Origin of the sequence: Microbulbifer epialgicus (genome assembly GCF_041447265.1) — a bacterium.
In the GTDB taxonomy this organism is placed as follows: domain Bacteria; phylum Pseudomonadota; class Gammaproteobacteria; order Pseudomonadales; family Cellvibrionaceae; genus Microbulbifer; species Microbulbifer epialgicus.
In genome coordinates, this window is sequence record NZ_JBGMEK010000095.1 from 1 (window position 1) to 13280 (window position 13280).

A 13280-nucleotide genomic window follows, 5' to 3' on the forward strand; every position below is an offset into this window, starting at 1 on the left:
TTCACGGATGGAGAGGAAGCGACAACCACCGATCAGAGCGCTGCTTGATCAGACTGGCTAAACACCAGAATTGACAATAACTCGCTACTTTTCTGTGCAGTACTTAATATATTCTCTATCAAGTCACGCTGTTTGAAGGAGAGTTGGAAGTTAAGCGAACAAGCCTTAAGTTTGTTGCCTCCCGATTGCATTAAGCAGCCCCGGCACTATGACAAGTGCCTTTAGGATAAGTATTTGGGACTCAGCAATGGCAAGATTGGTACCGCTTTAATTAGGCGTAGGTGAGACACATCTATACCGATCTCGAGTACTTATAATGCCTTTATGCATACTAAACAGGGGGAAGGAAAGAATACACTGCATTCGGGACCGTATGAGGCATGGATGCCGATTACGAGATTACAGGGATGTATTCACAGCGCATCACGGGTGCAATGTCCTCTTTCCTTCTGACCCAGTAGTAACCGGAGTTGTTCAATCAAGGGGCATCAGTAAGTAGGCTAGGTAACTCCCTTATGTCCTGAAGATGAGGTTTTCCCGATACTGAGGCGTGACAGAACCGGCATTCCGTCACCTGCCAAATGTATGCCACTCAAGGGCCAGGAAACCACCACTGAATTGAGAGCGGTTGGAGGGGAGGCGAGCCAAGGTGGCTATTTGAAGGCGCCAATTTGCTTTAGAAACCCGTATTTGTCCCAAGTGACCCATGTTTCGAGGATTTTTCCATTTTCAATCTTGACAAATTCCACCGCGTCATAGGTGATCGTTTCCTTTGTAGGGGCTTCCCCCAGGAATGAGCCGATATGCTTAGCACTTAACTCCACGCGAGTTGAGACTAGGTTGCCCTCGGCCACCTGCATTGAGTTGAGAAGCTTTACATCCGCGAATGCAGTATGAAATTTCGCCACCTCAGCCTTAAATTCCTCCAGGTTGCGCTTTTGTGGACCGCCACTTAAATTAGTCGCAGAGTCGAGATGATTCACATAATTGGGTGCGTAAATCGTTGTTGGATCTATGTCGGTACCACTCAACCAGAGTTTGATTGCCTGCATCGCAATTTTCTTGTTGCTTTGCAGCTTATTGTCTTGCGCGAAAACACTGCTGGCAATACTGATCAGGCAAAGATACGCCAGGGCTATGGTAAGGAAGCGCTTGGACATCGATTATCCTCCGATTGTTTGCTTAGGCAATTTGGTATTCAGTATGGCCACCTTCACAGATAACGCTATATAAATTCTCCCACTACCCATGAAGTTTGCGCCACTTACAGTTACGCATCGTCATGATGGTGGCATTAGTATCTGGTTGAGCAGTATGGAACCACCGGTAAAACCAGTTAAACCTAACACACTGCTGTCAATGGGCAGGCTGTAGTCATAGATCTTCTCTGTGAGTAAATTTTCCGTTAAGAAGTGTTCCAACTACTTTGGCCTCTTCTATCAAATTGTCTGGCTTAATATCCCTTAGATTCTTTTCAAAAATTGCCATGTCTGCATACTTACCCACTTCTATTGAGCCTATTTTATCTTCCATGCGCATCTGCCAGGCTGGCGCCACCGTATAGGCATGTAGCGCCTGATCAATTGTTAGAGTAGGACGCCATGGGGGGAATGCGGTTGAACCTTCAATAGATGGTTCTTTATTGGTCATGGCCTGCTGCATTAAATAGATAGGGTAAGCTCGATCAATAGGAGCTGCCGGCGTGTCGCCAGATAAAGAGACATTGTCATACTGATTTATCAGTTCCTGGTAGGGGCTTAGGGCCTCTTTAATATAATCCCGGGGCATATATTGAAATATCACTTCGCCTTTTAAACCAGCATCAAGCTCATTAACAAACATAGGAGTGGCATTGGTGGGAATATTGTGTTTTACGACTTTATTTCGCGTTTCTGTATCCATCATAGAAATATGGTCAAGTCGATTGCGTGCGTTGGGATACTGTTTTTTTGCTTCTATAATAATTTCAGTGAGCCGTTTTATAAGGCGGGCTCCGTCAGCATGCGTAATTACATCCAGCCCATTTCTATTGGCTCGGTTAACAACCTCGAAAATTCGGTCGGGAGAGACACCATAATGTCCCCATGTAGGCGCATCACCCTCCTTCTCTGGCAGGTAGGGAACCAGTTGAGTGGCGCCTCGTTGATTCCAGGCTAATTCTGGATGGATTTTAACTTTATCTACACGGACCATATCATCGTCATAAAGCGACTTCATTTCCAAGGTAAAATCGACGAATTCTTGAGGATCAGCATCCGGAAGTTTGAACATTGGCATCACGTTAAGACGTATCTGCGCTTCACCTTGATCGGCTCTTCGTTTCAAAATGGGCATGATTTCACGCATGTCTTTCATCAAAAGCTCTGAACTGACAGCCGCAGCCGGTGTTACTAGCCCCGGCACCATGGCTGTGGTAACTCCCTGCTTAGCAAGAAAACCTTGCAGCTTATCTATAGATTCAGGAACCATTCTCTCGGGTTGCCAGGCTCCAATTTTAATGAACGCGTCGAAGAAAATGACCTCGATACCTAGACCGGTAATATTATTGTTCTCATCTCGCTCCCAATACATCACACCAGGCTGAATATCCGGGGTATTGTTATCAATGCCGGCTGCCTTGAGTGCCAGAGTGTTTAATCCTGCATCATGCACAGCATTGCCAATGGCAATGGTTGGCCGACCAAGATCCCACTTATCGAGATCCTTGGCTCTTGGGCCCCTGGCGCCAATATTTGCGGGCATCCATCCAAATCCAATGAGTGGACCCTTCTCGTTAGGGTGTGCCCTAACATGCTCTTTCAAAATTCGACCAATATCATCTACTGAGCGAGCACCACTCAGGTCTACTCCCATAGTGGTCCATGCAGAAGCAACAACATGGTTGTGAGATTCGATAAAACCCGGCGTTACATACTTGCCATTGAGGGAAATTACATCTGTTTTATCATCAATGTATTTTTTTGCGCCATTATCATTCCCAACATAAATAATTTTACCGCCGTGTATCGCCACGGCAGTTGCAGTAGGCTGATTGGGGTTCATTGTTTCGATAACGCCTCCGATTAACACGCGGTCAGCTTTTTCTGCAGCGCCAACGAAGTGAGTGATCAGCAAGGTACACAGAGCTAGACTTAGTAATAAACTAGTTTTCATAGTAAATACTTAAATGTTGTGGTAAGAGTTGGCCTGTAACTATAGTTTCGCCATCTACTGAAGCCTTATAATAGATTAATAATGTATCTCTCAATCTGATATGATGTATTTGCTAAAAAGATGTCGGGTAAGGATACATTCATTCTGATCGTAAAGGGCATAGATGCCGGTTGTGAGCATGCCTGGATGTACGCTCAGCGTGTTTCGAGAGAAGTGTATTCTTTCCTTTTGACCCAGTAGTATGAACAAAAGGTTAACGAGCAGCTAGGAGTGATGACGTAAAGCTCTATTAGAAATGCGTGATAATTTTCCGGTGGGCCCCATGCGTGGCTTCAATCTGCCATATCAACAATGAATGGCTGATCAACTATCTTTTTAAAAATTACTTAAAAGTATGATTATTGCTGCTTAATTGTGAGTGGTTGGGGTTAAAAAAATCTACGTCTAGCTAAATTCTTAGCTATGGGTTCAAACTGTGTAATGGTATTGGCAATACTCTCCACTCTCCACTCTCCATGTATCCTTTTTACCGTGTTGCTGCTATGCAGGGATGGTTTGATACTATTAAAGTTGGGGTTCCTTTTCAATGGAATATAGTAGCAACCACCCACCAAATACAGGAGGGTGGTTGCTGCGAAGATGATTATCTATTCTTCACAAGGAATTACTTGAACATGTAAAAGTAATTCAGCTCCAACATCCGCAGATCGCAGGGAAAATAGGCTGTCTGCACCGATTACCGTTGCCGCAGTATCTGCTCGTGCAATTAAAGCCTCTCCATCACATCCTGAGTAATATACAAAGGGAGGACGATCATTTACGAGGAAGTTTTCAAATCCAGTGCCGTTCCAGTTGTTGTCATGGCTTGGGCCCTGACTACCAGAGAAAAAGTATTCCCGATGGAAATTGATTAGGGCATCTGGGGCAGAGAATACTGTGCCTCGCCAATCAATATCCAGTATTCCTACCGAAAATCCGGGTTCTACGCTTAAAGGAAGCGCTATGTTGCAGTCAGAAGTGGCAATGGGGTTTGCAGAATTGGTAATAGCGCTGTAATTACTAAATAAAATAGCGATATTTTTATTATCATTGGTTGCGGTGGCCGTTACAGATCCGTCTGGGCAGCCGGTTCCATTGACATTTATGTCCCCGATTTCTATTGGCTGGCCGTCAATTAATATGGTTTTCGCCAGAATTGGGCCAGATAAGATTGAGCAAAGCGTGAATGTTAGTAGCTTTTTAAACACCGGTGATCTCCATTTCTTTGTGAATAAATGATTGCAGATTTTTGAATTAAATATTTAAAAATCTTTATTCGGTATCTAAACCTGTTTTAGACTGTTTCTCCTCTTGTTGGTTTGTGTTCTTTGTATTCTAAAATTATAAAGAGGGATGTCAATGATTTATATTGTAGCTATTAGTTTGTGAATAAAATTTTGTTATTAAATATTGGATTCTTGATCATTGGTGGGGTGTCTGGTTGACTATTTTTTAAGTTGAAGTGCCATTGTTTTTATGCTCATCCTGAATTTAAGGTTAAGCGTTAAAGAAGATTGGGGTTAATTGGTTTCTTTTTTAGTATATTTGAAAGTATTTTTGGCGGTTTGATTGAGACTTGTACTATTTAAATGCCTGTTGTGGATCAAATTTTTTCATATGTTTTGGGGGTGTGAGCACTTGGTGGTATTGTGTGGCGAGTGGAGGTTCAATTTGTCAGCTGGTCTAAAAGCAGAGTTAATTTCATTGGATGCTTTGGGGGAAATTATTTGCCTATGCCTCAATAGCAGGGGGCATTCCATTTTTTTGGCAAAGGTGGTGAAGTCACTTCAAGAAATCATTCAAAGGCAAGTGTATCCTTGTAAACAGGCCCTTGTTAGTTTGAAAGTGCGGGAGGGCGTACAAAGTAACCAAATGATCATGGAGCACTCAACCAAAGAAAGAATTTAGTTTTTGCTAAGGCTAAAATTGAGCTGCAATTTATTAAGGTAGCCAATGGGTTGGATGCTCGGAATTAACCTCTTGGGGCCCTGCTTCGCCAGTGTTGAGCTAATTGGGTATCGTTACATTACGCAACACTAGAAATCCAACTATTTCAGCAATCATAGGTGCCTACAGGATAGCTGCCTCGGCCTGAGTTAGTAGATTACTCTGGTTGCTGAATGCCAGTTCGCCAATAAAAATCGATATCGTAAAACAAATCCCTGCGAGTAATGGCACCCCAATAATAGGTTGGAAATTAGCAGGCGTCGGTAATTAGCCCCAGCTCAATTTACAGTCGTTCAGGTGGCACATACAACGCCTACCAGCTTAGCGAAAAGCAAGCCGCTAATCACCCCAAGGGTTAATAGTCACCGCCGCGAAGCTGGCAAGGCTGTGAAATGGGATGCCCCCATTATCTAGAATGAAGATGGGAATCACCAGCTGGCCAACCCGGATATACAAGCGGGTTTCCATACGCTGCAGGGGGGTGTACTAAGTTTGTAATATTGCCGAGTCCCATATCTGAGCGCCCAGGGCATCACTGATAATGATTTTTCATCAATCAGGCGGGAGCGATAAATACTGCTGATCTTAATCAACGTGTAGATGGTCCAACGTCTTCAAGTTTCGCAGTTATTAATCCGTTTGGAGCAATGAATGATTCTGATTTGGGCCAGGATAATGCTCTTGCAAGTACAGCTTCAATTAACCAGATTGGTTTTGGTAATACAACAGACATTGAGCAGGATATAGGGTTGGCTAGTAATGCACTTATTACCCAGCTAGGTGTGTTGAGTGTGGGTGATATTACATGTACTAGGTCAGCCTTGATCTGACAGTTACCGGTTTTCAAAAGATGCTCTGTCAGGTCAAGTCTGGATTAATACACCTTACTTATTGCTGTCTTGTCAGTCGTTGCCTTTGGAGAGAGATCTATACTATCGATCCAGCCCTCCTAATAAAAACGACAAATTCAAATATCTTTAATAGTTTTTTGCAATTATACTGGGGTGGTTGATTGGTGTGGATCAGATATGCGGCTATCGGAGCACTTTTTTTTTAAGCCAAAACCGTTAGAGCTAATTGTATTTACCCCCGCTTAACTTTTTTGAGCTAGGAAGGTGCCAGATGACTGAAATGGTCGTGGCTCGATACGTTAAAAAAAAGTTGAGTGCTGAACAGGAAAACACTAGCAATGAGTTAAAGAAGCAAGGCCAAATTTCTGCGGATCTGGGTGGCTTTGAGCTGATATGAGGTTGAGAATTGTCGCTATGAATCAAAATGTGGTGCATGTCACTGTGATTGGTGTTGGCCTGCCTGGAGAGTCAATTGGATGGCTGCATCTTTTTCAGCTAATGAATATGCCAAATGTAGAGGTAGATGCCGTTGTTGAAGAGTTTTGGCTATTAGGTGATGTCGCATCTTCCGATAAAGGAATGGCATTCCAAGAGGAGATGGCGAGACTCAGGGGTCAATTTGGTGATTTCAAAATTTACTCCTCATTAGAGCAAATGCCAAAGGTAAATCCTTCCTATAAAAACTTGGTTGTGATCTCGGTTAGAACTCAATCAACTAAAAGGATTTTTGATTTTGTAGTAGCCAAAGGGTATGGAAATATTTACTTGGAAAAGCCTGGTGCCGACTCCTTGGAAAAATTGCGTGAAATGGAGAGGAGTGCTGTTGAGAAGCGTGTAAATGTCGTTGTTGGTTATCAAAAGCATATCGCCAGCTACGTAAATGAGGTTGCGCGGATTAATGAGAAATGGAAGTTGAAGTCTAGAAGCGTTGGATTTATTCATCACAATCCGCATCCAGAGGCCAATTTGGAAAGCGTCTTCAAGCAAAATGCCGAAGGAATGTTGCTTAACCAGTGCTGCCATGAGCTTGAGCTCTGCGCGGCAAAGTGGAATCTTGCTCCCCACAACATTGTTGATGTAGTGGTGAATCAAGATGAAACAGTACAGAAGCGCTTTGGTGATATTGAAGATTTCAAGAAACTATCTTTTACTCTAAAAACCAATTTGGGTGTGAGTTTCTCCTTTCTGGCTACCCGTTGTGAAGGCGTAGAAAACTGCATAGTGATACGGAAAGGACTTAGAGGTAGGCCCATTTTTAGTCGGCAAGCTATGCCGGATAGGCTTGATCGCGCTCTTGAGCTTACAAGAAAAGAAAGGGGAGCGATGTGGTATTGCTACTTGTTTGAACAGGATTACCGTGACTTGAAGAAGCTTTTTATTGAATCTATTCTGGAAGGCGATGATGGTAAGTACCAGAGCCTACCGCGACTACATCATGCATGTGGTGTTCTCGAGTTAGCCGCGGTGATAGAGCCCAGTATTAAGGCCCAAGTGCAAAAAGACAAAAATCATCATTCCATCGTCCAAGTTTCAGATACAATATGTCAGGCTCCAACCAATCAGAGAATATGGTACCACCAAGGACTTTTTAATCCCGGTAATAAGTTCCTCATTGAACTCCTAAGGCCGCCAAAGAATAGAATTATTTGCTGTGTTGATGACAAGGTGTGGGGATTGTATGCAAAAGGTATTGTTGAGTGGGAAAAGTCCGTTGGGGTTAAGTTTATTCCAATAGTTATGAAAGGCGGTGAACAGTCAAAAAATATTGATAGCCTTTTAAAAATGATTGATGAAATATGGAAGGTGAACCCTCTTCGCTATAGGGAGCCAATTGTAGCTATGGGAGGGGGAGCAGTAACAGACACGATTGGCTTTGTCAGCGCAGTATGGCGACGTAATACACCTTGGATACGTATCCCAACTACCCTAATGGGAATGATTGACTCATCTATCGGTATTAAGGTTAGCGTAAATCACAACATCAAGAATGGGATTGGTGCTTTTCACAGTCCTTTGCATACCATAATTGATCCAACCTTCTTAAAAACTAATCCACAAAGAGTACTGAAAAGTGCAATTGGTGAGATGATCAAAGTTGGTGTGGTATTTAATAAGGATGTACTCGAAGTATTGTCAGAGAAAGGGGTTTCACTGTTGGAACATCAATTCCTCGAGTCTGACGGCATGCCTGGAAAGGCATCCTATAGTCTATTCATAAATTGTATTGATGCAATGCTTGATAGTATAGCAGGGGACTTAAAAGAAGAAAATTTATCCCGACCGATGGATTTTGGACACACGCTATCGCGATGGTTGGAGCGTGATGAGGCCTTCAGATTGATGCATGGGGAAGCGGTGGGTATTGATTGCTTATTCACTTCCCTGGTTGCTGAGCAAATGGGATTAATATCTAGGACAGAGATTGAGTTGCTTTTTAGTATCTATGTGAAGTTGGGGCTCGCTGCCAATGTGAAGGGGTTGAGCCTAGATGTGTACAAAACAGCAATGAAACAAATCTCGATTCACCGCTCAGGCACTTTGCGAGCGCCGCTACCAGCACCCCTAGGGAACTGTATTTGGGTTAACAAAATCAAGAAGAAATATCTGGAAAGAGCCTGGACTAAGCTACAAACTATGCTTGTTCATCATCCCGAGTTAATTTTGGATCCGGATACAGTAGAAGAGGAAGAATACTTTTCTGAACCTGTGGATGTATCCAATATTCGTACCCAAGTGAAATCTTCTCATAAAAAACTGCGCTGGGGATTTATTGGTTGTGGAAATATTGCAAATGATTTTGCGAGGGCCGTTAATTATTTGGAGTCTGCTGAAATCTATGCTGTGGCTTCGAGAAGTTTGAATAGGGCAAGAGATTTCGCGAGAGACCATGGAGCAAGTCGGGCTTATGGAAGTTACCGGGAACTAGTTTCTGATCCAGGTGTTGATGTTGTTTACATTGCGACTATTCCAAGGCTCCATCGGCAGCATGCAGAATTGGCCTTAAGGGCCGGAAAACCTGTCCTAATTGAAAAACCAATGGCGCTCACGGTTGAAGATGCTCAAAGGATTAAGGCGCTCGCCAATAAAAAGCAGCTTTTTTGTATGGAGGGCATGTGGATGAGATTTTTCCCGGCTATAGAGGAGTGTAAACGCATTATTAGTGCCGGGACTATTGGCAGGATATGCCAAGTTCGTGCAGATTTTAGTTTTGATTTAAAGATGGATGAAGGATTGCACTCTTCAAAGTGGAGAGAGGGCGCTGGTATGAATGCAGGAGTATATCCAGTTCATGCAGCTTTGATGTTGTTGGGTCGGGAGGTATCTGGTCTTGAGTTTTCCGGTATGCTGGATAACTATGGGTATAGGGAGGATGGTGCAGGCTTAATTTATGCGCATTTCAATACCGGTTCCACAGCGATAATTTCCTGGAGCCATTTGGTGGAGAGCTCTGAAGAGGTAGATATTTATGGGGCGGAAGGGAGGATTAAAGTTCATTCTCCTGCGCATTGCCCAACTCGAATCTCAGTGACAAAAATCAGAGGGGGTAGAAGGGCGCGAAATGATTCTAAATCTTTTGAGTTCCCTCTGCCAAAAATAGAAGGGAAGTTCAATTACCCAAACTCTGAGGGGTTCTATTATGAGGTCCAGGCAGTCCAAAGATGCATGGAGAAGAATTTGATTGAGTGTCCAGAGCTTCCTTTGGCTGATTCTATTGAGGCAATTAGGATGATCAGCGAATGTGATCTATATATTAAAAGAAAAGCCCTGGAAGATAATATGAAATCGAATCCAGCGCATAGATATTCTGCGAACTAATACCTTTTTCCCCGTAACATAGATTCTTTCCTTTAAGGATTCGCACTAAGTAAATTTCTGTGATTCGTCAAAATTATCTTTTGTAGGGGTATTGCAAGCTAAGTTTAAGGACATTTGGCAATATGTTCCGGTTGGATGGCCAAATTAATTTAAAAGCTGATTGCACCTATATTGCAAGGGGAGGTTAATGAGTTTGAGTTATCAAGGTGCGGGGTTTATAGCTGCATGGTCTAAAGGTTTAATCTCTTTGTGATTACGTGGATATGACACTTAAATTCATATAGGTTATTTGCAGTATATTTTTTCATTTCAACTGTATGAGATGGAGATTGGTTGACCGGAAGAAGCGCATGATATCAATCAAAGTTGGTATTGCACCTTGTTGTTGGGGAGTAGAATTTGCTGAGGACTCAAGGAATCCACATTGGACTCATGTGCTTGATCAATGTAAAGCTGCAGGATATACCGGTATTGAGCTGGGGCCAGTAGGTTATATGCCGAGTGATGTACTCACACTGGGTGATGCGCTTGCCTCACGTAACTTGGAAATTGTAGGGGGTGTAATATTTCAACCATTTCATGACCCGGATGCTTGGAGTCAAGTGTTAGATGTCTCGAGACGTACCTGTAAAACTTTGGAATCGCACGGTGCTGAGAATTTAGTGCTAATTGATTCTATTTCTTCGCGCCGGGCCGCTACAGCAGGGCGTGAAAATGAGGCTGAGATCATGGACTCACGTGAATGGGAGGACTTTAAGGAGCGAATTGTAACCGTGGCTCGTTTAGGGACAGAAGAATATGGTTTAAAAGTGGGTATTCATGCTCACGTTGGAGGATTTATTGAGTTTGAGTCTGAGCTTGAACGCCTACTGGATGAAACTGACCCGTATCTATTGAAAATCTGTCTCGATACGGGACACTCAGTTTATGCAGGATTTAATCCTCTAGATTTTATGAACCGTCATATGTCTCGGATTTCTTATTTGCACTTTAAAGATGTATCTCCGGTCATTAAGGCATATGCTATTGCTAATAGAACAAATTTTTATGATGCATGCGCACAGGGAGTTTTCTGTCATTTGGGTGATGGTGGAGTCGATTTTCTTGGAATTTACGAGCGGTTGATTTCCGCTGGCTACAGTGGTTGGTGTACCGTGGAGCAGGACTGCGATCCCCTAGGGAATACCTCACCAATTGAGGACGCCATATACAATAGGAGCTTTCTTAATTCTATTGGTTTCAATCAGGAGGTTTCAGATGGTTAGGCTGACCTGGGGATTGATTGGAGGCGGGGAGGGAAGTCAGATAGGGCTGGCACACCGAATAGCGGCGAATGTAGACGGACTATTCCAGCTCTCTGCAGGAGCTATGGACCTAGATGCGAATAAGGGGCGTATTTTCGCTCAATCCCTTGGTATCCACCCTAGTCGCGCATATGGTGACTGGAAGGAAATGTTGGACTACGAATATAAACGGACAGACAAACTCAATCTTGTTACAGTTGCGACTATAAATTCCACCCACTTCGAAATAACGAAGGCATTTCTTGAAGCTGGCTTTAATATTCTTTGTGAAAAACCAATGACAATAACTGTCGAAGAGGCTGAAGAGATCGTTAGTATCTGTCGTTCAAAAGGTATGATTTGTGCAGTTAATTTTTGTTATTCTGGCTTTTCATTGGTTCGCCAGATGCGCGAGATGGTTTTATCTGGGGAATTAGGTAAAATTCGTGTGATTAATGCAGAGTTTGCTCATGGTTATCATGCAAATGTTCAGGATCAAGAAAACCCGAGTATACGCTGGCGTTACTCCCCTGCTACTGCCGGCGTTTCCTCCGTTTTAGCAGATGCCGGTGCCCACGCATTGCATTTGGCCTGTTTCGTTACTGGTCAGGAGGTTAAGAGTATTTCTGCTGATTTTGCTTCAATAATTCCTGGTCGGGAGCTGGAAGATGATGCGATGGTGAATTTCCGTATGGATGATGGAACTGTAGGCCGTCTTTGGGCATCGTCTGTGGCAATTGGGCGTATGCACGGTTTGACTCTCAGGGTGTTTGGTGAAAAAGGAGGACTTTTTTGGCAACAAGAACACCCAAATCAACTTTATTACACCCCTATGAATGGTCGAACTCAAATCATAGAGCGTGGTTCAAGTGACCTCTCTACTGCTGCGACTCGTGCTTCTCGCATGGGCTATGGTCATTCAGAGGGCTTTCCAATGGCACTGGCAAATATCTATCGTGATCTTTTCGAAGTTATTCAGGTGGAAAAGATAAATCAATTGCCCACGTGTGAAATAGATATTTATCCGAAGGCTGAAGATGGCTTACGCTCAATGGCAAGTGTTTATGCGGCTGTTGAGTCAGCAAAAAATAACGGCAAATGGATAGATGCTTATCCGCCAATGTTAAAGGTTATATGATGGATAAAGTGATAATTCATGAACGATTTTTCAAATTCTGGATTGTAATGATGTGCTTTCCCTTATTATGGGTGAGTTCTTTGGGGTCTTATGTAAGATCCAGAACTTACTCAGGTATTGTTGATGAGTGCTCTTAAAATACGTTTGCTTACAAGCTGTTTCAAATATTTTTCAGGTTATTGGTCTTTTAGACATGCAGGCATGGCTGTTTCTATACCTCCGATACTATTGTTGGCCCAGTTGTTGACTTTATTGGTGCAAAGCTTGTTTTGGGAATGATCTACCATATCAAGGGTTTTGTTGTTTGTAATGGTGTTGTCTTTTATGATGTTATCTTTTGCGTTTATCATAATAATTCCGCGTGATTCGTTATGTGTAATGGTGTTCTCAGAAAGAGTATTTAGGATTGTATGGACTTGAACTCTGTAGTGGTCTAATCCTTCCGGACACTTCGCTAAGATGGTAAAACTACCAAGCGAGGTGAAGTATGACAACAAAAGGTACACGTCGGCATTTCAAGCCGGAATTCAAGAAAGACGCCGTAGCCCTAGTCTCCGAGCAAGGATACTCGATTCCTACAGCTGCCGAGGCTGTAGGAATCACTGCTAACAATCTGCGACGCTGGATAAAAGAGCTGAAGCTGGAAGAGAGCGGAGTAAGGCTGGATGCCGGCGAGCGTGCTGAATTGGATCGATTGCGACGCGAAAACAAGCAGTTGCGTATGGAGAAGGAAATCCTAAAAAAGGCCAGCGCCTTCTTTGCGAAAGAAATGAAATAAAGTACAACTTTATCAAGAAGCAGCAAGGTATCTTTCCAGTTAGGGTGCTTTGCCGGGTAATGCAGGTAAATAAGAGTAGCTATTACGATTGGTGTCGCCGTAGTGATAGCTCAATAGATAGCCAAACATGGCAACTATGCCATCGTTTGAAGGCTTTATTTGCAGAGTCCCGACAGAGTCTGGGAAGTCGTCGGTTAATGAAGCTGTTACGCAAAGAAGGCTTTGAAGTCGGGCGCTATCGAGTCCGCAAGCTAATGAAAAAGCTAGGCTTGGCA

At 43.2% G+C, this 13280-nt stretch carries 11 protein-coding genes and 1 pseudogene; 7 read left to right on the top strand and 5 right to left on the bottom strand.

Annotated features, from left to right (window positions below; genetic code table 11):
- Window positions 1-653 precede the first annotated feature (653 nt).
- The 4 genes and pseudogenes from ACCI49_RS21315 to ACCI49_RS21330 form a co-directional block, all read right to left on the bottom strand.
- Window positions 654-1160 (bottom strand): ester cyclase, encoded by a 507-nt coding sequence (locus ACCI49_RS21315; protein WP_371841248.1) that lies wholly within the window; start codon window positions 1158-1160, stop codon window positions 654-656.
- A 214-nt stretch (window positions 1161-1374) separates the two neighbouring features.
- Complete coding sequence (locus ACCI49_RS21320) at window positions 1375-3153, bottom strand: amidohydrolase (protein ID WP_371841249.1); 1779 nt, start codon at window positions 3151-3153, stop codon at window positions 1375-1377.
- Between the two features lie 647 nt (window positions 3154-3800).
- Window positions 3801-4400, bottom strand: a complete 600-nt coding sequence (locus ACCI49_RS21325) for a DUF4360 domain-containing protein (RefSeq protein WP_371841250.1) — start codon at window positions 4398-4400, stop codon at window positions 3801-3803.
- 862 nt (window positions 4401-5262) lie between these two features.
- A pseudogene (locus ACCI49_RS21330) lies at window positions 5263-5391 on the bottom strand (Na+/H+ antiporter NhaA); the annotation flags it as partial.
- Window positions 5392-5786: 395 nt separating this feature from the next.
- On the opposite strand from ACCI49_RS21330, the gene ACCI49_RS21335 reads away from it, so the two are divergent.
- From ACCI49_RS21335 to ACCI49_RS21355, 5 genes are all read left to right on the top strand, one after another.
- The gene (locus ACCI49_RS21335; RefSeq protein ID WP_371841251.1) at window positions 5787-5969 is read left to right on the top strand and encodes a hypothetical protein; all 183 of its coding nucleotides are present in this window, start codon (window positions 5787-5789) and stop codon (window positions 5967-5969) included.
- A 292-nt stretch (window positions 5970-6261) separates the two neighbouring features.
- Window positions 6262-6387 (top strand): hypothetical protein, encoded by a 126-nt coding sequence (locus ACCI49_RS21340; RefSeq protein WP_371841252.1) that lies wholly within the window; start codon window positions 6262-6264, stop codon window positions 6385-6387.
- A gap of 17 nt (window positions 6388-6404) precedes the next feature.
- Window positions 6405-9806: a Gfo/Idh/MocA family oxidoreductase gene (locus tag ACCI49_RS21345; RefSeq protein ID WP_371841253.1), complete on the top strand. Its 3402-nt coding sequence runs from the start codon at window positions 6405-6407 to the stop codon at window positions 9804-9806.
- Window positions 9807-10156: 350 nt separating this feature from the next.
- Window positions 10157-11071: a TIM barrel protein gene (locus ACCI49_RS21350; RefSeq protein ID WP_371841254.1), complete on the top strand. Its 915-nt coding sequence runs from the start codon at window positions 10157-10159 to the stop codon at window positions 11069-11071.
- On the top strand, window positions 11064-12227 hold the full coding sequence (locus tag ACCI49_RS21355) for a Gfo/Idh/MocA family protein (RefSeq protein ID WP_371841255.1): 1164 nt from the start codon (window positions 11064-11066) through the stop codon (window positions 12225-12227). The genes ACCI49_RS21350 and ACCI49_RS21355 overlap by 8 nt, the downstream gene beginning before the upstream one ends.
- A gap of 176 nt (window positions 12228-12403) precedes the next feature.
- Here ACCI49_RS21355 and ACCI49_RS21360 read toward each other — a convergent pair whose 3' ends face one another.
- A complete protein-coding gene (locus ACCI49_RS21360) occupies window positions 12404-12733 on the bottom strand; it encodes a NosD domain-containing protein (RefSeq protein ID WP_371841256.1) in 330 nt (109 codons plus the stop codon).
- Between ACCI49_RS21360 and ACCI49_RS21365 the strand changes: the two genes are divergently transcribed.
- Both ACCI49_RS21365 and ACCI49_RS21370 read left to right on the top strand, forming a co-directional pair.
- Window positions 12715-13005 (top strand): transposase, encoded by a 291-nt coding sequence (locus tag ACCI49_RS21365; protein ID WP_371841257.1) that lies wholly within the window; start codon window positions 12715-12717, stop codon window positions 13003-13005. The genes ACCI49_RS21360 and ACCI49_RS21365 overlap by 19 nt on opposite strands.
- A gap of 197 nt (window positions 13006-13202) precedes the next feature.
- On the top strand, window positions 13203-13280 hold a 78-nt coding region (locus ACCI49_RS21370), incomplete at its 3' end, for an IS3 family transposase (RefSeq protein WP_371841258.1).